Annotated in this window: 16 protein-coding genes; 11 read left to right on the top strand and 5 right to left on the bottom strand. The window is 67.7% G+C overall.

All coding sequences use genetic code 11. The features are described from left to right. The first annotated feature begins 195 nt into the window (after positions 1 to 195). Genes AC5P88_RS13790 through AC5P88_RS13805 form a run of 4 tightly spaced genes read left to right on the top strand, consistent with a single transcriptional unit; the run spans position 196 to position 4,032 of the window. Positions 196 to 885 carry a response regulator transcription factor gene (locus AC5P88_RS13790; protein ID WP_049426910.1) on the top strand — a complete coding sequence of 230 codons (690 nt, stop codon included), beginning with the start codon at positions 196 to 198 and terminating at the stop codon, positions 883 to 885. Next, the gene (locus AC5P88_RS13795; protein WP_495225374.1) at positions 878 to 2,269 is read left to right on the top strand and encodes a sensor histidine kinase N-terminal domain-containing protein; all 1,392 of its coding nucleotides are present in this window, start codon (positions 878 to 880) and stop codon (positions 2,267 to 2,269) included. Before AC5P88_RS13790 ends, AC5P88_RS13795 begins: the two co-directional genes overlap by 8 nt. Further along, positions 2,266 to 3,321 carry an ABC transporter substrate-binding protein gene (locus AC5P88_RS13800; RefSeq protein WP_495225313.1) on the top strand — a complete coding sequence of 352 codons (1,056 nt, stop codon included), beginning with the start codon at positions 2,266 to 2,268 and terminating at the stop codon, positions 3,319 to 3,321. Before AC5P88_RS13795 ends, AC5P88_RS13800 begins: the two co-directional genes overlap by 4 nt. Positions 3,322 to 3,381: 60 nt before the next feature. Next, positions 3,382 to 4,032, top strand: coding sequence for a response regulator (locus AC5P88_RS13805; protein WP_106551256.1), 651 nt, complete (start codon positions 3,382 to 3,384; stop codon positions 4,030 to 4,032). Between the two features lie 583 nt (positions 4,033 to 4,615). Here AC5P88_RS13805 and AC5P88_RS13810 read toward each other — a convergent pair. Next, entirely contained in the window at positions 4,616 to 7,258 is a 2,643-nt protein-coding gene (locus AC5P88_RS13810) for a hybrid sensor histidine kinase/response regulator (RefSeq protein ID WP_495225314.1), read from the bottom strand. Between the two features lie 66 nt (positions 7,259 to 7,324). Beyond that, positions 7,325 to 8,491 carry an OprO/OprP family phosphate-selective porin gene (locus AC5P88_RS13815; RefSeq protein WP_106551402.1) on the bottom strand — a complete coding sequence of 389 codons (1,167 nt, stop codon included), beginning with the start codon at positions 8,489 to 8,491 and terminating at the stop codon, positions 7,325 to 7,327. A 332-nt stretch (positions 8,492 to 8,823) separates the two neighbouring features. Here AC5P88_RS13815 and AC5P88_RS13820 point away from each other — a divergent pair, with 332 nt between their 5' ends. Together AC5P88_RS13820 and AC5P88_RS13825 are read left to right on the top strand one after the other, a co-directional pair. Beyond that, on the top strand, positions 8,824 to 10,167 hold the full coding sequence (locus AC5P88_RS13820) for a dicarboxylate/amino acid:cation symporter (protein WP_111204121.1): 1,344 nt from the start codon (positions 8,824 to 8,826) through the stop codon (positions 10,165 to 10,167). Between the two features lie 230 nt (positions 10,168 to 10,397). Beyond that, positions 10,398 to 12,689 (top strand): NADP-dependent malic enzyme, encoded by a 2,292-nt coding sequence (locus AC5P88_RS13825; RefSeq protein ID WP_495225315.1) that lies wholly within the window; start codon positions 10,398 to 10,400, stop codon positions 12,687 to 12,689. 533 nt (positions 12,690 to 13,222) lie between these two features. Here the strand turns inward: AC5P88_RS13825 and AC5P88_RS13830 are convergent. Both AC5P88_RS13830 and AC5P88_RS13835 read right to left on the bottom strand, forming a co-directional pair. After that, positions 13,223 to 13,966, bottom strand: a complete 744-nt coding sequence (locus tag AC5P88_RS13830) for a basic secretory protein-like protein (RefSeq protein WP_495225316.1) — start codon at positions 13,964 to 13,966, stop codon at positions 13,223 to 13,225. Next, complete coding sequence (locus AC5P88_RS13835; RefSeq protein WP_495225317.1) at positions 13,963 to 17,307, bottom strand: GH92 family glycosyl hydrolase; 3,345 nt, start codon at positions 17,305 to 17,307, stop codon at positions 13,963 to 13,965. The genes AC5P88_RS13830 and AC5P88_RS13835 overlap by 4 nt, the downstream gene beginning before the upstream one ends. Before the next feature lie 420 nt (positions 17,308 to 17,727). Between AC5P88_RS13835 and AC5P88_RS13840 the strand changes: the two genes are divergently transcribed. The 4 genes from AC5P88_RS13840 (at position 17,728) to AC5P88_RS13855 (ending at position 20,993) form a co-directional block, all read left to right on the top strand. After that, complete coding sequence (locus AC5P88_RS13840; RefSeq protein WP_005410967.1) at positions 17,728 to 17,925, top strand: zinc-finger domain-containing protein; 198 nt, start codon at positions 17,728 to 17,730, stop codon at positions 17,923 to 17,925. 15 nt (positions 17,926 to 17,940) lie between these two features. After that, entirely contained in the window at positions 17,941 to 19,056 is a 1,116-nt protein-coding gene (locus AC5P88_RS13845; protein WP_111113850.1) for a glycosyltransferase, read from the top strand. Beyond that, on the top strand, positions 19,037 to 20,368 hold the full coding sequence (locus AC5P88_RS13850; protein ID WP_495225318.1) for an O-antigen ligase family protein: 1,332 nt from the start codon (positions 19,037 to 19,039) through the stop codon (positions 20,366 to 20,368). Before AC5P88_RS13845 ends, AC5P88_RS13850 begins: the two co-directional genes overlap by 20 nt. A 175-nt stretch (positions 20,369 to 20,543) precedes the next feature. Then, positions 20,544 to 20,993: an REP-associated tyrosine transposase gene (locus tag AC5P88_RS13855; protein ID WP_495225319.1), complete on the top strand. Its 450-nt coding sequence runs from the start codon at positions 20,544 to 20,546 to the stop codon at positions 20,991 to 20,993. A gap of 258 nt (positions 20,994 to 21,251) precedes the next feature. On the opposite strand, the gene AC5P88_RS13860 is transcribed toward AC5P88_RS13855, so the two are convergent. Next, a complete protein-coding gene (locus AC5P88_RS13860; RefSeq protein WP_106550768.1) occupies positions 21,252 to 22,169 on the bottom strand; it encodes an LpxL/LpxP family Kdo(2)-lipid IV(A) lauroyl/palmitoleoyl acyltransferase in 918 nt (305 codons plus the stop codon). A 60-nt stretch (positions 22,170 to 22,229) separates the two neighbouring features. Between AC5P88_RS13860 and waaA the strand changes: the two genes are divergently transcribed. Then, positions 22,230 to 23,528, top strand: coding sequence for a lipid IV(A) 3-deoxy-D-manno-octulosonic acid transferase (gene waaA / locus AC5P88_RS13865; RefSeq protein WP_495225320.1), 1,299 nt, complete (start codon positions 22,230 to 22,232; stop codon positions 23,526 to 23,528). Positions 23,529 to 23,665: the final 137 nt, after the last annotated feature.

The following is a 23,665-nucleotide window of genomic DNA, read 5'->3' on the forward strand; positions in this document are numbered from 1 at the left end:
GGACGGTGCGCGGCCGCAGTCTGGGTCGCCGTAGCTGTCATCGTCCTGTCAACGGATTGTGCGGTGCAGCGTAAAAGACCGCCGGGCGCGGCCCGGCGCTACCCATGCGGTGTATCCCGGTAGCGCCGGTCCATGACCGGCGGGCGGCCCCGGCGTCATGCGGTAGCATTCGCTTCCCCTCCCACCGTCGTGCCCATGCGCCTGCTGCTGGTCGAAGACAACCCGGATCTGGCCGATGCGATCATCCGTCGCATGCGTCGCAGTGGCCATGCCGTGGACTGGCAGGCCGATGGCCTGGCCGCCGCCAGCGTGCTGCGCTACCAGAGCTTCGACCTGGTGGTGCTGGATATCGGCCTGCCCAAACTCGACGGCCTGCGCGTGCTGGCCGGCATGCGTGAGCGCGGCGACAGCACGCCGGTGCTGATGCTGACCGCACGCGACGGCATCGAGGACCGCGTGCAGGCGCTGGATGTCGGCGCCGACGACTACCTCGGCAAGCCGTTCGATTTCCGCGAATTCGAGGCGCGCTGCCGCGTGCTGCTGCGGCGCGCGCGTGGCCAGGCGAGCGAGGTGGTGCAGGTCGGTGGCTTCCAGTTCGACAACGCGGCGCACCGGGTCACGCTCGATGGCGAACCGATCGAGCTGCCCAACCGTGAATACCGCCTGCTGGAGATCCTGGTCGGCCGTATGGGCCAGGTAGTGGGCAAGGACGAGATCGGCAACGGCCTGTTCGGCTTCGACGACGAAGCCGGTCCGAATGCCATCGAACTGTACGTCGGTCGCCTGCGGAAGAAACTGGCGGGCGCACCGCTGCGCATCACCACCGTGCGCGGTGTCGGCTACCTGCTGGAAGCCAGTGATGGCAGCGCCGACGCCGATGGCTGACGTACGCGCTGCGAACGCGGCGCCGGGCTCGCTGCGGCGCACGCTGCTGCTCTACCTCGGTGCGTTGCTGGCGGTGTTCGCGGTGGCGCTGCTGTTCGCCGCGCGCGACTATGGCCAGCGTGCGGCAAATCGTTCCTACGATCACCTGCTGGTGTCTTCGGCGTTGTCCATCGCCGATTCGGTGGCGCTGGTCGATGGGCAGTGGCAGGTGGATCTGCCGTATGCGGCGCTGGACCTGCTGGCGATGGCGCCGGAAGATCGCGTGTTCTATCGCGTCGCCGACAGCCGCGGCAACCTGATCACCGGTTATGCCGATCTGCCGTCGCCGCCGCGTCGGCCCGGTACGCAGCCGCAGTTGTTCGATGCTGCCTACAGCGGTGAGACGGTGCGCTTCGTGGTGGTCAGCCGCAGTTTCGCCGCGGCCTCGGCGCAGGGCGAGGTGCAGGTGCAGGTGGGCCAGACCCGGCGTGCCCGCGAAGCCGTGGCGCAGGACATGGTCAACCGTGCGCTGTTGGCGATCGGTGTGCTGTCGCTGCTGCTGCTCGCGCTGGTGGCGTTCGGCGTGCACCGTGCGTTTCGTCCGCTGGTGCGGGTGGAGCGCGAACTGTCGCGGCGCGAACCGTCCGACCTTAAGCCGCTGGACGCCCGTGTGCCGCGCGAGATGGATCAGATGGTGGCGGCACTGAACCGCTTCATGGAGCGCCTGTCCAGCAGCAACGAAACGCTGCGCGCGTTCATGGCCGAGGCCGCGCACCAGATGCGCACGCCATTGGCCGCACTGCGCGCGCAGGCACAGCTGGCGCTGGATGATGACGATCCGGAAGACATGCGGCGCAGCCTGCAGGCGATCGAGCGCAATGCCACCCATATGAGCCGCCTGCTCAACCAGCTGCTCAGCGATGCCAGCGTGATCCATCGTTCGCACCTGCAGCGCTTTGCGGCGGTGGATCTGGCCGAAACCGTGCACCAGGCCCTGCATGAAGCCCTGCCGCAGGCCGGTCCGGCACCGCGCGTGCAACTTGCGATGACCGCCGAGCCGGTGCAGGTGCACGGCGACGCGTTGCTGCTGCGCGAGGCAATCAAGAACCTGGTCGACAACGCACTGAAGTACGGCGGCGACGGTCCGTTGCAGATCGCGTTGACGGTCGACGGTGGGCAGGCGGTGCTGACCATCGCCGACCATGGTGCGGGGATCGCCGCAGCCGACGCCGAGCGCGTATTCGAACGCTTCGCACGTGGCGACGGCGCACCGTCTGGAGGTGCAGGCCTGGGCCTGGCCATCGTCAAGCGGGTGGTCGACAGCCACGGCGGTCACATCGATCTCAGCAACCGTCCGCAGGGCGGCCTGATCGCCACCATCCGCCTGCCCCGGAGCAGTACATGATCCGCCTGTTTGCTGTTGCCCTTGCCCTGATGTTGGCGCTGCCGGTGCTGGCTGCACCCGGCGAGGTCCGCCGCTTCCCGGCACAGGGAAAGCCCACGGCGCAGCTGCGCATCCATGGCACCACCGATATCGAAGTATTCGCGGTGGTGATCGCCGACTACCAGCGCCTGCACCCGGGCACCGAGGTGGTGTACGAGGACATCATCACCCAGGATCTGTATGCGCGTTACCTGCATGACCGCGCCGGGCCGGCGTCGCCGGACCTGCTGATCTCCAGTGGCATGGACCTGCAGACCAAGCTGGTCAACGATGGCCACGCGCTGCCGCATCGCTCGGCGCAGACTGCCGCGCTGCCGGCCTGGGCGCAGTGGCGCAACGAGGCCTTCGGCATCAGCTACGAGCCGGTGGTGATGGTCTACAACACCCGCGCGATGGCTGCGGCGAAGGTACCGCACACGCGCCGCCAGCTGCTCGATCGCTTGCGCGCCGAAGGCGCGCCGCTGCGCGGCAGGGTGGGCACCTATGACATCGAACGCAGCAGCGTCGGCTACCTGCTGGCCACCCAGGACGCACAGCGCGGCAGTATCGCCGGTGCGTTGCTGGGTGCGCTCGGTGACAACGACGTGGTGCGCGAGGAACGCACCGGCGTGTTGCTGGACCAGGTGGCCAGCGGCCAGCTGTCACTGGTCTACAACGTGCTCGGCTCCTACGCGCAGGCGCGCATTGATGCCGGCGCGCCGCTGGCCATCGTCGAGCCCGAGGATTACACGCTGGTGGTGCTGCGCACCGCGGTAATTCCGCGCACCGGCCCGCACCCGGAAGAAGCCCGGCGTTTCCTCGACTACCTGCTGTCACCACGCGGCCAGCAGGTGCTGTCGCGCGAGGCGCGGCTGATGCCGATCGTGACAGGCAACGCACGGGGCGAAGACGCACCGGGTCGTAGCCGTCGTCCGATCCAGCTGGGCCCGGGCCTGCTGGTCTACCTCGATGCGCTCAAGCGCCGCCAGTTCCTCGATGCCTGGCGCAGCAGCGTGGAGCCGGCGGGGCGCTGATGTGCTGGTAGCGCCGGGCCATGCCCGGCGGATGCGGTGTGCTGCCCGTACAATGTGGGCATGAGCGAATACACCATCCTGATCGCCGATGACCATCCGCTGCTGCGTTCGGCGGTGGTGCAGTCCTTGCGGCAGAGCCTGCCGCTGGCGCAGGTGCGCGAGGTCGCCAGCGCCGATGCGCTTGCCGCCGCCCTCGACGCGCATCCGGATGTGGACCTGGTGCTGCTCGACCTGACCATGCCAGGCGCGCACGGTTTCTCCGCGTTGCTGCACGTGCGAGGCTCGCATCCGGACATTCCGGTGGTGATCCTCTCGTCCAACGACCATCCACGGGTGATCCGCCGCGCCCAGCAGTTCGGCGCCGCCGGTTTCATCCCGAAGTCGGCCCCAGCCGAGACCATCGGCGAGGCGGTGCAGGCCGTACTCGACGGTGGGCTGTGGTTCCCGGCGATGGCCGCCGAACGCTCGGAGGCGGATGCGCTGCTGGCCAGCCGCCTGGCGCAGCTGACGCCGCAGCAGTTCCGGGTGCTGCTGTGCCTGGCCGATGGCCTGCTCAACAAGCAGATTGCCTACACGCTGGGCCTGGCCGAGAACACGGTGAAGGTGCACGTCACCGCGATCCTGAAGAAGCTCGAATGCCACAGCCGCACACAGGCGGCGGTGCTGGTGAAGGCGCTGGAGCCGGAAGGCGACGCCGGCGCCGGGCTGTAGTTCCAGCCAACGGCGCAGCCCCTCGTGGGTGGTTTGGGGGCGTTGAAAGCAAAAGCTGCGAGTGGGCCGGTCGGGTTGGGTGCGCGGGGGACGCCGTGAATCCGTCCCTGGAGGCTTGGCAGCCGCATCCATGCGGCTGACACCCCCGCGCACCCAACCCGACCGGCCGCTGACAGATTTCGGTGGCCTGTCACCCACGGATAAGAAAAAGAAGATCAAAAGCAAAAGCAGCCTGGCAGGCCGCCTTTTGTAGAGCCGAGCCTACGCTCGGCTGCTTTCCGGCCAGCCCGCGAAGCCGAGCATGGGCTCGGCTCTACACGAGCAAGCGAAGCGCAGCGGCCCGCTTTTGATCTTCTTTTTCTTCTCCGTGGGTGGACGAACCCGGAACCTGTCAGCGGCCGGGTGGATGGGTAGTGCGGGGTGTCCGCGGCATGGATGCCGCGGCCAAGCCCCCATGGATGGGTTTACGGCGTCCCCGCACTACCCATCCGCCCGGCCAGACACCGCATGGCGCGACACAAGTCGACTAACAGTCGACTCTACCAACCGCCCACCCACGAGGGGCTGCGCCGTTGGCTGGGAATCACCCGCGATGGCGGATCAGCAACTGACTCATCAACGCCCGCAGCGCCGGCGGCTTCACCGGCTTGGCCATCATCCCCCAGCCGCGCTCCGCGGCCATCTCGCGCAGCCCCGCATCACGCTCGGCGGTCACCAGCACCACCGGTGGGCGCGCCTGCCACAGCTCGGCCAGCGTCTCGTACAGCACCGGGCCATGGTGATCGCCCATGCGCACATCCAGCAGCACCAGTTCCGGTACCGTCCCGGCACTGGCCAGCTGCAAGGCGGACTGCGGGCCATCGGCCAGCATCACCTCGCAGCCCCAGCGTTCCAGCAGCGCGCGGCTGGCCGCGCAGACGTGCGGATCATCATCGATCACCCACACACGGCGCCCGCGCAGCGGATTGTCCGCCGCCGGTTCCTGCACCAGCACCGGCGCAGGAGCAGTAGCGGGAATCGCGCTGGCTTCGCCGAACGGCACGCCCACCGCGAACACGCTGCCCTGGCCCAGCTGCGAGCGCAGCCGGATCGGATGGCCAAGCAGGCGGCCGATGCGGTCGACGATCGCCAGGCCAAGGCCGGCGCCGCGCTGCTGGCCGTCGTGCAGGCGGCGGAATTCCTCGAAGATCTCGCCCTGCAGCGCATCGGGAATGCCCGGGCCCTGGTCGTGCACTTCGATCCACAGCAGACCGTCGCGGCGGCGACAGCCGAGCAGCACGCGGCCGCGTTCGCTGTAGCGCAATGCGTTGGACAGGAAGTTCTGCAGGATGCGCCGCAGCAGCGCTTCATCGCTGACCACCACCGCAGCGGTATCGACCCAGTCGACCACCAGCCCGCGTGACTGCGCGGCGATGCCGAACTCGCGCGCCAGCGTCTGCAGCAGCGGGCCCAGCCGGAACGCCTGCACACGGGTCGGCAGGCTGCCCGATTCCAGGCGCGCGATATCCAGTAGGCTGTTGAGGATGGCATCCTGCGCGGCCAGTGCAGCGTCGATGTGGTCACTGGTCTGCTGCTGCGCCGGGTCGCTCAGCTTGCCGCGCAGCACCGAGACGAACATGCGCGCTGCATTGAGGGGCTGCAGCAGGTCGTGCACGGCCGAGGCGACGAAGCGGGTCTTGTAGCGGTTGGCCTGCTCGGCCTCGCGGCGCGCCTCATCCAGATCATGGGTGCGCTCGGCGATGCGGTGCTCCAGCGCATCGGCCAGCGAGCGCAGTTCGCGCGCGGCATTCTTGTAGCTGGTGATGTCGGCATAGCTGGTGACGAAACCGCCGTCGGGCAGCGGATTGCCACGGATCTCCAGCACCGTGCCGTCGTCCTTCTCGCTCTCGCGCATGTGCGGGCGACCGCTGCGCAGGTGGTTCAGGCGACGCTCGATGGCCTCGTCCACCGGGCCGGGACCGAGCAGGCCACGGCGTGCGTTGAAGCGGAACAGTTCCTCGATCGGCCGGCCCACGCGCACCAGGTCCACCGGGAAGCGGAACAGTTCCAGGTAGCGCGAATTCCACGCGACCAGGCGCAGTTCGCGATCGATGACCACCACGCCCTGGGGCAGGTGTTCGAGGCTGCGGCTGAGGCCGCTGTCAGCGTCGGTTGCGGCCTGCAGCAGGCCATCCTGTGCGGTGCGCAGTTCCTGCGCGTGCTGCTTGAGCAGGGTTTCCAGTTCGCGGCGGCTGCGCAGGCGGTGCTTGGCCAGGCGCCGGCGCTGCTGCACGAACAGCACCAGGAAGCCCAGTGCAAGCCACGCAGCACCGCCGGTGAGTGCGGCCGCGCGACCGGCAGAGGTGGCTGCACTGGCATCGTGCAGCAGATGCAGGTTCCAGTCTTCGGCAGGCAGCGCCAGGCTCTGCCACAGCATCGGCTGCGGCAAGGCCGGGTCCAGCAGGCGCACCATGCGGCCGCCGTCGGCCAGCACGTCCTCGGTACGCGCACGCAGTGGCTGCAGCGCGCGGTCGGCGTACTGGCGGGCATCGAGCATCTCGCGGCGCTCGTCGGCGCCCAACGGGCGCAGCAGGCGGTAACGCCAGCTGTCCCGGTTGGCCAGGAAGACCACGTCGTGGTCGTCACTGGCCAGCACCACGTCCGGGCTGCTCAGCCATTCCTGTTCCAGCGCCGACAGCTCGACCTTGATCACCACCACGCCCAGCCGCTGGCCACCTTCCTCGATGGCCTGCGACAGGTAATAGCCGGGCACGCCGGTGGTCATGCCGATGCCGTAGAAGCGACCCCGGCCCTTGGCCAGTGCCTGCCGGTAGTACGGGCGGTAGCTGTAGTTCTCGCCGACATTGGTGGTCGGCTGGTCCCAGTTGCTGGCCACCACCGCCACGCCGTCGTGGCCGACCAGGGTCAGGGTCGAGGCGCGGGTGACCTCATTGGCGCGTTGCAGCTTGAGGTTCAGCCGCTGCCGTTCGGTGGGCGAGGGCGGCACGCGCAGCGCGTGCAGCAGGTCCGGATCCAGTGCCAGCACCTGCGGCAACGTGCCGAAGCGGTCGATGCGCTGCTGCAGGCCCTGGCCATACAACTGCAGCTGGCGCTGCACCTGGCTGCTTTCGTCGCCCAGGGCACGTCGCCAGGCATAGTGGCCGGCGGCCACGGCACACAGCACGGTGCCACCGACCATCACCGCGATGGTCAGCAACAGCATCCGGTGGCGGCTGAGCCAGTACATGGCGGCAGTCTACGCAGGGCCGGCGGGCGTGGCATGCACGCCCGCCGGGATCTGACGTGGAAGGGGTCAGAAGTGCATCTGCGCGCGCAGTTCGAAGATCTCCGGCGTGCTGTGCACGCCACGACGGCTGGCGTCGACCTTCACGTAGTTGGCCTGGAACTTGAAGTGGCTGGTCAGGTACCAGTTCGCGCCCAGGGTCAGGTCGTGCTGGCGGCCACCAAGGATGCTGCCATCGTCGAGGTCCATGCGGCTGTAACGGGCCACCAGTTCCACCGCGCCGTAGTCGTGCGCGGGCTTGATGTTGGCCACCGCACCGGCGTTGTACGGGCGCGATTCGCCGGTCAGTACCCAGCTGGCCATCGCGTACTGGCCGCTGCCGGTGTAATCCGGCAGGCCCTTGCGGGTGACGGTGGCCTGCAGGGCTTCGGCCTGCAGCGAGAACGGGCCGCGGATCCAGATGCCTTCCAGGCCGGTGCGGCGGATCTGGTCGGCGGTGACCAGGGCGCCGGAATCGACGTAGCGGATGTCGGTCAGGCCGGCTTCCGGGCGCGCGCGCAGGCGCGCGCTGGCCTCGTGGTGCACGTCACGGCCATCGCTGTAGCCGCGCGGATTTTCCTGCGAGTAGGCCAGGCCCAGGTGGATCACGTCACCCGGCGCCTTCACCGGCGTCCAGACTGCACGTACTGCCTGGGTGGTACCGGGGTTGTCACCCTGCAGGTCCTTGCCGCCATAGGCGCCGGCCTGCAGCAGGTACTGCGGGCGCTCCAGCACCCATTCCACGCCCGTGCGGCGGCCTGCGTAGAAGGCCTGCACGGGCAGCGCGGTCTCCAGGAAGCTGCCCGCACGCGACGAGGTGTTGGCGTCCAGGCCGACCGGGGTCTTCATGTAGCCGAAGCGGAAACGGCCGATGTCACGGCCGAAGAAAGCCTTGCTCTCGAAGCGCACGAATACGTCCAGCCAGGTGTCGGACTGGAAGTCGTAGTAGACCATCGCGTCGTAGACGCCCTTCTTCTTCAGCGTCGCGCCGAACTCCTTGCGGCGCACGGCATCATCGTCCTCAAGGCCGCTGCCGGAGGAAAAATCGTTGTAGTCGTAGGCGATGTTGGCGGTCGCGGCCAACTCGGTACCGTCGCCGAAGGCGTACTTGGTCGGCCAGTTGTCGAAATCGGCAGCCGAGGCGAAGGCGGGAAGGGCGGCCAGGGACAGGGCCAGCAAGGTGGGAATCGGGCGCATGTTGGGTGCGGCTCTCTCAGATTGCGTGTGGACAGGACAACAACGGCCGCGGGGGCCGAAACTTTCGCAATGACGCGCCCAGCTGTTCAGCCCGGGCCACCGGCCTCCCCGTGATCGGGCGGTGCGGCGCCAGTGTAGGCACCACGGCCACCTGAACCGGGGGGCTAGTACCAATAGGTTATCTGCGCCGGCGTGCCCGGCGCGTACAAAGGCGTCCATTGGTCGCACCCCCTGCGCGTGCAGCACAGGGCCTGCGATCAGTTTCCACGGTAACGGTTCCCGCGCTGTCCCGGGGCCGTACGTGCCTGAAAACGCCCCTTCCGGAGTCCGCCATGCACATCCCGACCGCAGCCCCGGCGCCTGCAAAGCCGTTGCCGATCTATCGCCAGTTGTACTTCCAGGTGATCGTGGCGATCGTCCTGGGCGCCATCCTCGGCCACTACGAACCGCTGATCGGCGAGAAGATGAAGCCGCTCGGCGATGCCTTCATCAACCTGGTGAAGATGATCATCGCGCCGGTGATCTTCCTGACCATCGTCACCGGCATCGCCAGCATGACCCATCTGCGCACGGTGGGCCGCGTGTTTGCCAAGGCAATGGCGTACTTCCTGTTCTTCTCCACGCTGGCGCTGATCGTCGGCATGATCGTGGCGCACGTGGTGCAGCCCGGCGCCGGCATGAACATCAACCCGGCCGAGCTGGACCAGACCGCGGTGCACAGCTACGTCGAGAAGTCGCACGACCTGACCCTGGTCGGCTTCCTGATGGACATCATTCCGAAGACGCTGGTGAGCGCCTTCGTCGACGGCAACATCCTGCAGGTGCTGTTCATCGCGGTGCTGTTCGGCATCGCGCTGGCATCGGTGGGCGAGAAGGGCAAGCCGATCCTGAACTTCCTGGAGGCGCTGGTCGCCCCGGTGTTCAAGCTGGTCCACATCCTGATGAAGGCCGCCCCGATTGGTGCCTTCGGCGCAATCGCCTTCACCATCGGCAAGTACGGCGTTGGTTCGCTGGTCAACCTGGCATGGCTGGTGGGCTCGTTCTACCTCACCGCCTTCCTGTTCGTGGCGGTGATCCTGGGCCTGGTCTGCCGACTGTGTGGCTTCTCGGTGTTCAAGCTGGCGCGCTACCTGAAGGCCGAACTGCTGCTGGTGCTGGGCACTTCCTCGTCGGAGTCGGCGCTGCCGTCGCTGATGGAGAAGATGGAACGCGCCGGCTGCAGCAAGTCGGTGGTGGGCCTGGTGGTCCCGACCGGCTACTCGTTCAACCTGGACGGCACCAACATCTACATGACCCTGGCGGCACTGTTCATCGCCCAGGCCACCAATACCGAACTGACCCTGGGCCACCAGATCGCCCTGCTGCTGGTCGCCATGCTCAGCTCCAAGGGTGCAGCCGGTGTCACCGGTGCCGGCTTCATCACCCTGGCCGCGACCCTGGCCGTGGTGCCGGAAGTGCCGGTGGCCGGCATGGCGCTGATCCTGGGCGTGGACCGCTTCATGAGCGAATGCCGCTCGCTGACCAACTTCATCGGCAATGCGGTGGCCACCGTGGTGGTCTCGCGCTGGGAAGGCGCGCTGGACCGCAACCGCCTGCAGCTGGCGCTGGATGGCCGCGAAAGCGAGCTGCCGCCGCCGGTGGACGCGCTGCCCGAGGCGCTGCCGGCCAAGGGCTGATCCAGGTGTGTGGTACCGCGGGGCCGATCACGACAGTGGTACGGCCCCGCGGCGTTTCAGGGCGTCCCATGGCTGTCATGGCAGACGCCGAAGCTGGTATCCCGGTACCGTCGCATACGGCACGGAATTGTGCGGTCGCAGCATGCCTGCGACAGGATAGCGACAGGTCCGGACGCTCCAACGGGGGTATCATCCCCTGTCCCTTCTGCCCATTCATGTAACCCACATCGATGTCCAACGAAGATTTCAAACAGGCCGCCCTCGATTACCACCGGATGTCTCCGCCCGGCAAGATCAAGGTTTCCGCTACCAAGCCCATGCTGACCCAGCGCGACCTGTCGCTGGCGTATTCGCCGGGCGTGGCGTACGCCTGTGAAGCGATCAAGGCCGACCCGCAGCAGGCCAGCGAGCTGACCGCGCGCGGCAACCTGGTGGCGGTGATCTCCAACGGCACCGCAGTGCTGGGCCTGGGCAACATCGGCGCACTGGCCGGCAAGCCGGTGATGGAAGGCAAGGGCGTTCTGTTCCAGAAGTTCGCCGGCATCGATGTGTTCGACATCGAAGTGGATGAAACCGACCCGGACAAGCTGGTCGACATCATCGCCTCGCTGGAGCCGACCTTCGGCGGCATCAACCTGGAAGACATCAAGGCGCCGGAATGCTTCGTGGTCGAGCGCAAGCTGCGCGAGCGCATGAAGATCCCGGTGTTCCATGACGACCAGCACGGCACGGCGATCATCGTCGGCGCGGCCGTGCTCAACGCGATGGCGATCACCGGCAAGAAGATCGAGGAAGTGAAGCTGGCGACCACGGGCATGGGCGCGGCTGGCATTTCCTGCGTGAACATGCTGGTGCAGCTGGGCCTGAAGCCGGAAAACATCCTGGCCTTCGACCGCGAGGGCGTGATCCATACCGGCCGTACCGACCTGGACCCGGAAAAGCAGCGCTATGCGCGCGACACCGACAAGCGCACCCTGGCCGAGATCGTCAACGGCGCGGACATCTTCCTGGGCCTGTCGGCGCCGGGCATCCTGACCGCCGAGATGGTCAAGACCATGGCGCCGGATCCGGTGATCTTCGCGCTGGCCAACCCGACCCCGGAAATCATGCCGGAAGTGGCGCGCGCCGCGCGTCCGGACGCGATCATCGGCACCGGCCGGTCGGACTACCCGAACCAGGTCAACAACGTGCTGTGCTTCCCGTACCTGTTCCGCGGTGCGCTGGACGTGGGCGCGACCGCGATCAACGAAGAAATGAAGATCGCCTGCGTGCGCGCCATCGCCGCGCTGGCACGCCGTGCCGCCACCGACATGGGCTCGGCTTACGGCGGTGAAACCCCGAGCTTCGGCCGTGAATACCTGATCCCGCGCCCGTTCGACCGCCGCCTGCTGGTGGAGCTGTCGGCCGCCGTGGCCCAGGCCGCGATGGACTCGGGCGTGGCCTCGCGCCCGATCGACGACATGGGCGCCTACCGCGACAAGCTGGCCCAGTTCGTCTACCGCACCAGCCTGATGATGAAGCCGGTCTACGACCGCGCGCGCAGCGACAAGCAGCGCGTGGTGTACGCCGAAGGCGAAGAGGAAGTGGTGCTGCAGGCGGTGCAGAACGTGGTTGATGACGGCCTGGCACACCCGATCCTGATCGGCCGCCCGGAAGTGATCGAATCGCGCATCGAGCGTCTGGGCCTGCGCCTGAAGATCGGCGAGAACGTTGAAGTCACCAACATCAACGACGACCCGCGCTTCAACGAGTACTGGCAGTACTACCACGGCCTGACCGGCCGTCGTGGCGTGACCGTGGCCGCAGCGAAGAACCTGATGCGTTCGCGCCCGACCCTGATCGCCGCGGTGATGGTGGCCCGTGGCGAAGCCGACGCGATGCTGACCGGCATCGTCGGCCGCTTCCACAAGAAGCTGGGTTACGTGCGCAGCGTGCTGCCGCTGGAGCCGAAGGTCACCTCGACCTCGGCCATGACCGGCGTGATCAACCAGCAGGGCGTGTTCTTCTTCGTCGATACCCACGTGCAGGAAGACCCGACCGCCGAGCAGCTGTGCGAAGCGACCCTGCAGGCGGCCTACCGCATGAAGCTGTTCGGCATCGAGCCGAAGGTGGCGCTGCTGTCGCACTCCAACTTCGGCAGCCACGACTCCAAGGACGCGCTGAAGATGCGCCAGGTGCGCGAGCTGCTGCTCAAGCGCAACCCGCGTCTGAACGTGGACGGCGAAATGCAGGGCGACACCGCGTGGGATGAAGCGCTGCGCCAGAAGCTGCTGCCGGGCTCGACCCTGCAGGGCCGCGCCAACCTGTTCGTGCTGCCGAACCTGGAAGCGGCCAACATCGCCTACAACCTGGTGCGTGTGTTCACCGACGGCGTGGCGATCGGCCCGATCCTGATGGGCGTGAACAAGCCGGTGCACATCCTGACCACCAGCGCGACCTCGCGCCGGATCCTGAACATGACCGCGATTGCCGCAGTTGATGCGCAGATCAGGAAGCAGCTGGAAGCGGAAAAGAAGGCGTAAGCCTTCTTTCCAGCGACAGCTGCAGAAACGCGCCCCACGGGGCGCGTTTCTGTTTCCGCGCAGCGGAAACCGGATCGGGTAGCGCCGGGCCATGCCCGGCGGAATGCGAGAAGCGCCGCGCTGCGCGCTCGCCGGGCATGGCCCGGCGCTACCAGATGAATTGCAGTCCGGCAGTCATTTGCCTGCAACGCCGCTACGGCCCAATACGCCCACGCGGCCCGGCCGTGGGAAGGGACCGGACCGGCCTTCCCACCCTGGGCCCGACCAACTTTCCATCGGCGAGGGTGTCATGCGCAATCGAGTGACGCGGCGTTACTTCCAGCAACTGTTCGCGCTGTACGCCGGTTTCGTGCGGTCGCGCTGAGGCGTAGAAGGCAGCGAGGTAGAGTCGACCGTTGGTCGACTATCGCGCGAAGCGCGGGGTTTTGGATGGTTGTACGAAGAGCAGTCGACTAACAGTCGACTCTACCCAGTCGCCCCAATACCCAGGCGCCCCGATACCCAGGCGCCCCGATACCCAGTTGACCACCCAGTCAGTGCCGCTTGCCGCGCCGCGCAGGGGCCGGCGGCGGTGCATCCGAACGCGGCTTGGCGTATTGCGTCCACAGCGCCGGCAATGCCTTGCCGGTGTGCTTCTGCCACAGCGCTGGCGTATAGCGGCCCTCGCGCAGGGCCTTGTCCAGCGCCAGCACCAGGCCGGGATGCTCAGCCTCGGCCCACTTCAGGAACGCAGCGGTCACCCGGTAGCCGCTGTCGACGTTCTGGCCCTTCTCGACCTTGACCGGCAACGCCCAGCCCGCGGCGGCGTTGTCCATGCCGTAGCGATCGCGTGCGTAGTCGGCGATGCCTTCCACCAGCCAGCCCGGTACCCGTGCATCGCCGTAACCGGGATAGCCCTGCACGATGTGCATCGCCTCGTGGGTGACCAGGTCGATGTCGTTCGGGTGCTGCGCCAACCAGCCGGGATTGATGGTGATCGTCGCCGCCTGGTCCTTGTCGCCGACGAAGGCGATGCCGGTGTAGGCCGGATCGATCACGATGCGCACCAACGACGGCGCGGCGGGGTGGAAGTCAGCCCGCTCGCGCAGATAGGCGAAGAAGAACGTATCGATCACCCGCTTGCGCTGCGGTGCAGCCAGGGCGCCACGGGCGTCCTGGTAGTTCAGTGTCACGCCGTCGCGGGTCAGCTGCGTATCGAACGCCTGGGTCTGGCCGAAGCTGGAGAAGGACAGGGCAACAAGGGCCAGGGGCAGAAGACGGTAGCGCATGCGGATCATTGTACGGTGCCGGCTGCCAGCAGTTCGATCTCGGCCAGCGGCAGTCGCCCTGGTGCCGCCAGGCGCAGGCGGTACTCGCTGTAGCGGCCGGGTTTTGCGATGCGGAACGGACGGGTCTGGCGGGCAGATTCGAAGTCTTCGCCACTGCGCTGGTCGAGCACGGTCCAGCTGCCGCTGCCATTGCGCGCCTCCAGCGTCCATTCACCGCCATGGATGCGGCCATCGCCACTGGTCAGCGTGTACATCGTCGCGGTGCCATCAGCCAGGCCGGTCAGCGCGATGGTTGCGCCGCCGCCCAGGCCCACTGTCGTGCCGGCATCGTCATCGACCAGCGCGGGAAGGGCACGGCCATCGGCCAGCACTGCCTTCGCACCGCTGCCCAGCAGGTCGTGCAGCAGTTGCGGGCGCTGGCCACGCGCGGTCAGCGAGCGCGGCACGTCGTCCACACCACTGCCCCAGCGCGACGGTTGCGGGCCCATCACGAAGTCCAGGGTCGCGCCCTTGGCGATCAGCTCGTGCGGCACCCAGGTCCTGGTCCAGGGTTTGCCGTTGATCTTCAGCGACTGCACGTAGACGTTCTCACGCGAGTTGTTGGCCGCGTTCACGGTCAGCACGGCACCGCCCTGCAGTTCCACCCGCGCATGTTCGAAGGCCGGTGAACCTATCACGTACTCCGGCGCGCCCATGCGCAGCGGGTACAGGCCCAGCGATGCCAGCACGTACCAGGCCGACGTCTCGCCGTTGTCCTCATCGCCCGGATAGCCCTGGCCGATCTCGCTGCCCACATACAGCCGCGACAGGATCTCGCGCACGTGCTGCTGGGTCTTCCACGGCTGCCCGGCGTACAGGTACATCCACGGGATGTGGTGCGCCGGCTGGTTGCTGTGCGCGTACATGCCCATGCGCACATCGCGCGCTTCGGTCATCTCATGGATGGTGCCGCCGTAGGAGCCGGCGAACGCCGCATCGGCGGTTTCCGGCGTGGCGAAGAAGGTGTCCAGCTTGGCGGCCAGCTTGTCGCGGCCGCCGTACAGTGCGGCCAGGCCTTCACCGTCGTGGGCCGCGGTGAAGGCGAAGGTCCAGCCATTGGATTCGGTGTAGTCGTGGCCCCATACGCGCGGGTCGTAGTCCTTGGCGTCCACGCGCCAGCGGCCATCGGCCTTGCGGCCCTGGAAGAAGCCTGCCGCCGGATCGAACATCGTCGCGTAGCTGGCGGCGCGGTGGCGGAAGTAGTCGGCCTCGGTGCTGTAGCGTTCGCGTGCGGCCGGCGTGGTCGCACGCTTGGCCAGGGCGTCGGCCATGTTGGCGATGCCGAAGTCATTGAGCGCGCCTTCCATCGTCCATGACATGCCCTCATGCACGTCGGCGCTGGCATAGCCACGGAAGGTCGAGCGGTCCATGCCCTTGCGGCCGACGTGGCGGTCCGGCGGTACCACGGTCGCGTTCTTCACTGCGGCGGCGTAGGCCTCGGCCGGATCAAAGCCGCCGATGCCTTTCAGCCACGCATCGGCAAACGCCACATCCGAACTGGTGCCGACCATCAGGTCCGCGTAGCCCGGCGACGACCAGCGCGCGATCCAGCCGCCAGCGCGGTACTGCTCGATGAAGCCCTGCACCATCTGCCCGGCATCGTCGGGCGTGAACAGCGCATAGGCCGGCCAGGTGGTGCGGAAGGTGTCCCAGAAGCCATTGTTGACGAACACCTTGCCGTCGCGCACGGCGGTAAAGCTGCGGGTCGCGCTGCCATCGGTGTTGTCATCGCTGGCGCTGGCCTGGTTGGCATAGCGCCAGTCGGGTGCGGCCGCGCTGCCCACGTTCTCGTGGCCTGAGTTGGGGTACAGGTACAGCCGGTACAGGCTGGAGTACAGCGTGGTCTTCTGGTCGTCGCTGGCCGTGCCGATGTCGAAGCGGGCCAAGCGCGCATCCCACGCATCCTGCGCGCGCCCGGCCACGCTCTCCAGCGTATCGGTGGCGGCGATTTCCAGCGCCAGGTTGTGCCGTGCCTGCTCCACCGAGATCAGCGAAGTGGCGATGCGCATGGTCACCCGTCGCTCGCTGCCGGCATCGAACTTGATGTAGCCGGTCGGGCGGCCGGTGTCGAGGCGACCGCTGCTGCGCCAGGGTTTGTCGAAGCTGGCGACCACGTACATGCGGCTGGCACCGTTGGACAGGCCGCTGCGCGTATCGGTATAGCCGGACAGCGTCTGCGTGGCGGCATCCAGGCTCAGGCCGCCACGTGCATCGACGTTGTCGAACAGCAGGTTGGCGTCGCTGCCCTCCGGGAAGTCGAAGCGGAACAGCGCGGCATGGTCGGTCGGCGCGATCGATGCCGCGACGCCGTTGTCGAAGCGCACGTCGTAGCGGTAGGGGCGGGCGCTTTCGTGGCTGCGGTCGAACGACAAGGCACGTTTGCGGCGATCAGCCTCCGGCACGCCACGGCTGGCCGAGGGCATTACCTGGAAGGTCTGGCGGTCGCCCATCCACGGGCTGGGCTGGTGGCTCAATGCGAGCGCCTGCAGCTGCGGGCGGTTCTGTGCGTCGTTCTGCTCGTTCCAGCGGTACAGCCAGTTCAGCGCGCCGGCATCGGTCACCGGGGTCCAGAAATTGAAGCCGTGCGGCACCGCCGTGGCCGGGAAATTGTTGCCGCGCGAGAAGGTGCCGTTGGCCTGGGTGCCGCGGGTGGTCAGCACCCAGTCGGAGACGCGCTGCGGCTGTTGCCGCGGCTGAGCATCCAGGCGCACGTCGTCGATCCAGCCGGACACCGGCGCACCGTCGGCACTGGCCACCTCCAGTTCGATCGCTACCACGCGGCGACCCTTCAGCGCGGGCACGTCGCCCAGTCGCACCGCCTTGCGTGCCCACTGTTGCGGGTACAGCGTCTTCGACTCGCCCTGCGCGCGTGCGCCAAGGGCTACGCCGTGCTGGTCGCGTGCCGGGCCGGCCGAAACGCGGCTGCCATCGTCCAGCCGCAGGTCCAGCGAGACATAGGTCGAGGCCACGGTGTCCTTGCCCACGATTTCCGGCAGCACCAGCCACGACAGCGTGGTGTCGGCCTCGATCGGCAGGTTGGTCTTGAACAGTTCGCGCCGCGCGTTGCCTCCTGCGCTGCTGTAGCGAAGGGCATGCAGCCCGCTGTAGCCGGCGTTGCGCTTGGCCGTGTAAGGCGCGGCAGGGCCGTTGCCGATCGTTGCCTGCAGGGCGCCAGCGGCCTGCGCCGGCGCAGGTTCGCCGGGTTCGAACGAGGTCTGCAGTTCCTGTGCCAGCACCGGCATCGCAGTGGTCGCACAGGCCAGGGCCAGGGCAAGCGGAAGCAGGGCGCGGCGTGGATCGGACAGGGTCATGCAGAAGTCTCCCGGAAGGGCAGGCGGCGGGCAGAACCCGCATCGGCGGACACCACGGGCAGCATCGCTCCGCCCGCCGGGATGGCGGTGGAAGAGGCGATGCCGGTCCGGTGGGGGCGGGCCATGCGATCGGGTCGATTGGACGGGTCGATTCGCGACCCGGGCCCGATCCTGCAACAGCCGCCGCGACCTGACAAGTGCCATTTAGTTCGATCCAAATGCGGGAAATATCGCGGTCGGCAGGATTTCAGCACCAACCCGTACGGGCGACCGGGGATTCCACGCAGACAGACCGGCCCTGGTGCCGTGCAACGCCACGCGGAATCGGCCCGCGGCGCCCAAAGACCTGTTGCGGCGCCATGTCGGGGCGGCCCGGATGCTAGAATCACAGGCCTCGCAACCCGTTCATCGACATCCGCCATGAGCCATACCGCCACTGCGCCCGCCAACGCCGAGAAGCGCTACACCGTGCACCGCAGCGATCTTCCGCTGAGCTGCCCGACCCCGGAAATGGCGCTGTGGAACTCGCATCCGCGCGTGTACCTGCCGATCGAAGACGAGCCCAATGGCGAAGCGCAGTGCCCGTACTGCGGTTCCGTGTTCGTGCTGGCCGACTAAGCGGCTGCCCCCTCGATGCGCCGATTGACCGTGGTGCAGTTGCTGCCGGCGCTGCACTCCGGTGGTGTCGAGCGCTCGACCCTGGAAATCGCTGCGGCCCTGGTCGCCGCCGGCCATCGGGCGCTGGTGGTTTCCGCCGGTGGCCGCCTGGTGCAGCCGCTGCTCGATAGCGGTGCCGAGCACCTCACCCTGGACATCGGCCGCAAGTCGCTGCTGACCCTGCGCCATCTGCCGACCCTGCGCCGCTTGTTCGCCGAGGTTGGCGCGGACATCGTGCATGCGCGCTCGCGCCTGCCGGCATGGCTGGGCCTGTACGCGATCCGCGCCCTGCCTGCCGCGCAGCGCCCGCACTGGGTGACCACCGTGCACGGGCTGAATTCGCCCAGCCGCTACAGCGCAGTGATGACCAGCGGCGAGCGCGTGATCTGCGTGTCCAACACCGTGCGCGATTACGTGCAGCGGCACTACCCGACCGTGCCCGAACAGGCGCTGCAGGTGATTCCGCGCGGCGTTGATGTGGCCCAGTTCCCGCGCGTGGCGCGTGCCGATCGCCGTCCGCGGATGGCGCTGGCAGCCGATTACCCGTGGCTGGCGCAGGTTGAAGGCCCATTGCTGCTGTTGCCGGGGCGGGGCACCCGTCTGAAGGGCCACGCACATGCGCTGCAGTTGCTTGCCGATGTGCGCGCCGCCGGTGTGCCGGCGCAGCTGTGGATGCTGGGCACCGATGAACCCGGCCGTGAAGCCTACGTGGCCGATCTGCGCCGGCAGGCGGCCGCGCTCGGCGTGGCCGAGGCCGTGCACATCAGCACACCGACCGCGCGCATCGCCCAGGCTTACGCGGCCAGCGACCTGGTGCTGCAACTGTCGGACAAGCCCGAAGCGTTCGGCCGCACCGTGGTCGAAGCGCTGTCGGTGGGCCGACCGGTGCTGGGCTGGGACCATGGTGGCGTCGGTGAACTGCTTCGGCAGCTGCAACCCGCAGGTGCCGTGCCGCTCGGCGATGCGCGCGCATTGGGTGAACGTGCGCTGGCCCTGCTGGCCCAGCCTCCGTCCTTGCCGACCCGCATCCCGTTTACCCTGCAGGCCATGCAGCGCGATACCCTCCGCCTCTATGCCGACCTCGCCGGCTGACCCTGCCGTCATCGTGCGCGACGACCGCGCCGGGCGCTGGGCGCCCTGGTGGGTGCTGGCGTACGTGGCGATGTGGCCGTTGCCGGGCATCGCCGAAACCGTGTTGGGCCTGGGTGCGCTGTACGCCGCGGCGCGCATGGTGATGCGCCGCCTGCAGCGCCGCCCGCATCTGTTGAGCACGGCGGCCTGGGCACTGACTTCGATCCTGTTCCTCGGCTATTGGCTGCCGCAGGCATTTTCCGCATTCGATGCGATCGACCCGGCGGCCTCGTGGACCAAAGCTGCAGCGGGCCTGCGCTATCTGCCCTTCATGTGGCTGGTGGCGATCGCGGTGGCCACGCCGGAGCGGCGGCGGCTGACCTTCGCAGGTCTGGCGCTGATCACCGGCGCATGGACGCTGGATGCGCTGGTGCAGGCCGTGGCCGGTACCAGCCCATGGTTCTGGTCACTGGAACAGCTGAAGCTGGCGGTCAGTGGCCACGCGCTGTGCCCGGCCGATGAGGCCGCCCTGGCCGACCGCCTCAGCGGCGCACTGGGACCCTGCAACCTGAAGTTCGGCCAGGTGCTGGCCAGCCTGTCGCCGTTCCTGCTGCTGCCTGTCGCGCGGCGCTTTGGCAATGCGGGCTGGCTGCTGGCTGCGGCAGCGCTGGGCAGCGTGCTGCTGCTGGCCGGTTCGCGCGCCTCGTGGATCACCTTCGCGCTGGTGCTGGCCTACAGCGGCGTGCGCCAGTTCGGCTGGAAACGGCTGGCCGCGCTGGCGCTGGTGGCGGTGCTCGGCGCGGGCGCTCTGACCGCCAGCGTGCCGCAGCTGCGCGAGCGCTTCGCGCGTACGGCCATGGCGCTGGATGGGGGCGAGCGTGGTGTCGACGAGGCCCTGTCAGGGCGCGCGCGGATATGGGAAGCTGCCGCCTGCATGATTGAAGCGCACCCGATCAATGGCGTGGGTGCACGTGGTTTCCGCGATGCCTATCCTGCCTGCGTGGCGGAGGAAGGGCCGGCGGTGTGGGGCAATGCCCCGGCGCTGCACGCCCACCAGATCGTGCTGGAAATCCTCGCAGAGACCGGAGTGATTGGCCTGTTGCTGTGGCTGGCGGCCGTGGCCCAGGCCTGGCGTGCATGGCGCTACGCGCCGGCGATTGCCCGCGAACGCGCGCGTCCGGCGATGCTGGCGCTGGCGGTGACCGTGTTCCCGCTGAACACCCATCTGGCGTTCTATTCGGCCTTCTGGGGTGGCCTGACCGTATTGCTGGCCGCGCTGTTCGCCGGCAGCCTGCTGGCCCGCGACGCGGATGAATCACCGGCGCTGAAATAACGGCGCATCCACGCATGGCGTGGATCTACAGGAATCGCCGGACGAACACTGATTGGCGTTCACCGAACAAACGCCACCCTGGTAGATCCACGCCATGCGTGGATGGGGCTTTCCCGACGCAAGCACGCGCCAACCTCCGCTACCGGTGCTTCCCTCCGTATCGCACGCTGGGGCCATGGCCAGCCCCAGACTCCGCTACGGTCGTTGTTCCCACCCGGGGAACGTGTACCTCCTGACCACGGCAACCCTTGGCCGGGAACCGTTCTTCGCCGATGCCACCCGTGTGGCGATCCTGGTAGATGCGCTGCGCTTCGTCGAACGCAGCGGTTTCAGCCACAGCCTGGCATGGGTGGTGATGCCCGACCACCTGCACTGGTTGATGGAACTGCGCAGTGGAACCTTGGCCGAGTGCATGTCCCTGCTCAAATCCCGCAGCGGCCGCGTGTTGAACCAGTATCTGGGCCGACGCGGCGCGCTGTGGCAGCACGGCTATCACGACCATGCAGTGCGGACCGACGAATCACTTCACGAGAAGGCGATGTACATCGTGGCCAACCCGGTCCGCGCGGGCCTGGCGTGCGTGGTGGGTGAGTACCCGCATGCATGGTGCCGTTGGCCGTTGTGAATTCTGGCACGGGATCGAAGAGCATCCACGCATGGCGTGGATCTACTTCAGAACGCCCGGTAGATCCACGCCATGCGTGGATGAATCCATCCGCGCCGGTAGATCCACGCCATGCGTGGATGAATCCATCCGCGCCGGTAGATCCACGCCATGCGTGGATGAATCCATCCACGCCGGTAGATCCACGCCATGCGTGGATGAATCCATCCGCGCCGGTAGATCCACGCCATGCGTGGATAGAGCCAACCCGCACCCGCGTTACTTGTAGAAATCGCTCCGGCCACCCGGCTGCCGCTTGAATCGGCGATGGATCCAGAGGTACTGGTCAGGCGCCTCGCGCACCATCTCTTCGATGGCCTGGTTGACCCGCGTGGTATCGGCTTCCACGTCCTCGCTGGGGAAATTCTCCAGCGGCGCGCCGATCTTCAGGAAGTACTTCCCGCCTTCGCGGCGATGGAAATACGGGATCACCGCGCAGCCGGTCATCCGCGCCAGCTGGTGGGTAGCGGTGATGGTCGAGGCGGTATGGCCGAAGAACGGTACGAACACGGTGTCCTTGCCGCGCATGTCCTGGTCCGGCGCATACCAGAGGAAGCCCCCCTTCTTCAGGTGGCGCACGGTAGCGCGGATGTCCTCATTGGCGAACATTGCCTTGGCATAGCGCAGGCGGCCGAACTTCACCGCCCACTCATACACCGGGTTCTTGTGCTTGCGGTACATGCCCGAAAGATCAACGTAGTCGCACAGCAGGCGCCCGCACATTTCCAGTGTCATGAAGTGGCCGGACACCAGCAGCACGCCACGACCTTCCGCCTGCATCTGCCGCAGATGTTCCAGTCCTTCGATCTGCACCTGCGGGCGGATGCTGTCGATGCTGCCCCACCAGGCGCGGATGCACTCGAACACGCCCACGCCCAGGGCATCGAAGCTGTCGCGCACCAGGCGCTGGCGCCAGGCCTCGTCCTTCTCGGGGAAGCACAGCTGCAGGTTGACCTCGGCGGCGCGGCGACGGCTGCCGAGCAGGCGCCAGGTGATCCAGCCGACGCCCCGGCCCAGCGCACGCTGCAGCATCCACGGCAGGCGGGCGATGGTGAAGGCGCCCAGCATGGCGGCGAACATCGGCCAGTTGCGGGGATCGCGCAGCGACGGGCGGACGGCGGTGGTGGCATCGGACATTGGCCCATTCTACCAAGGCGGCCGCGTGTCTTTCCCGGGGGGCTCCCGTATCCTTGCCGCATGCGTAAAGACCCTGTCGAATGGATCCTGCGCGGCCTGTACTCGGTCGTGCTCTACATCCTGCTGCCGATCACCGTGTACCACCTGGTCTGGCGCGGCTTCCGGGTCCGTGAATACTTCCGGCGCTGGGACGAGCGCTATGCCTCCTATCCGCAACCCACCGGGCAACCGCGGGTCTGGCTGCACGCGGTCTCGGTGGGCGAAGTCAATGCCGCTGCGCCGCTGGTGAACGCGCTGCGCAAGGAGCGCCCGGACATCCGCTGGGTCATCACCACCATCACCCCGACCGGCTCCGAGCGCGTGCGTGCGCTGTGGGGCGATGCCCTGGACCACGTCTACCTGCCGTATGACGTGCCCGGCAGCGTCAACCGCTTCCTCGGCCACTTCCAGCCCAGCCTGGCGCTGATCCTGGAAACCGAACTGTGGCCGAACATGCTGTTCGGTTGCCGTGACCGTAGCATTCCGGTCTACATCCTCAACGCGCGCCTGTCGGCACGTTCGCTGCGGGGCTACCGGCTGCTGGCGGCGTTGATCCGCCGCGCGCTGCGCACGGTCACCTGCGTGGCCGCGCAGTCGCAGGACGATGCCGAGCGTTTCGTGCAGCTGGGCGCTGCGCCGGAGCAGGTGCAGGCGCTGGGCAACCTGAAGTTCGACATCACCACGCCGGACGTGCAGGGCTTCGTCGAGCAGTTCCATGCCTGCGTGCCGGCCCGGCGGCCGGTGTGGATCGCCGCCAGTACCCACGATGGCGAAGAACAGGCGGTGATCGATCTGCACCGGCGCCTGCGCCAGCAGCACCCCGACCTGTTGTTGCTGTGGGCGCCGCGGCATCCCGAGCGCTTCCCGAAGGTGGAGGCACTGGCGCGGGAGCAGGGCTGGAACGTGGCAACCCGGCGCGCGAAGCAGTGGCCGGAGGTTGAAACCGATGTGTTCGTCATCGATACCCTGGGTGAGCTGATGCCGTTCTATGCCTGCGCGCAGGTGGCGTTTGTCGGTGGCAGCCTGCAGCCGATCGGTGGCCACAACCTGCTGGAGCCGGCGGCGATGGGCACCGCTGCGGTGACAGGCCCGCACCTGCACAACTTCTCGGAGATTTCCCGGCGCATGCGCGAGGCCGGCGCGCTGTTGATCGGCGAAGACGTGCAGGCGGTCGGCGAACTGCTGCAGCACCTGCTTGAAGACCCGCAGGCACGCGAGGACATGGCGCGGGCAGGCTGCACGCTGATCAGCAATGGACGCGGTGCCCTGCAGCGTACGCTGGCGCTGGTCGGACCGCACCTGCCGCCACCTTGCCGCTGAGTTCGAAGGGCCGGCGCGCGCGACGCGACTGTCGTGAAAGACCGCGTCAATTCTGCTTAGCGACCGCGAACCTGTCGTAGCCGGACCGGGAACTTCCTTGTCAACGTGCCTGCCGTCACATCGTGGTGCGCAGGGCG

The sequence above is a fragment of the Stenotrophomonas sp. YJH_SMC_8 genome (assembly GCF_059371315.1).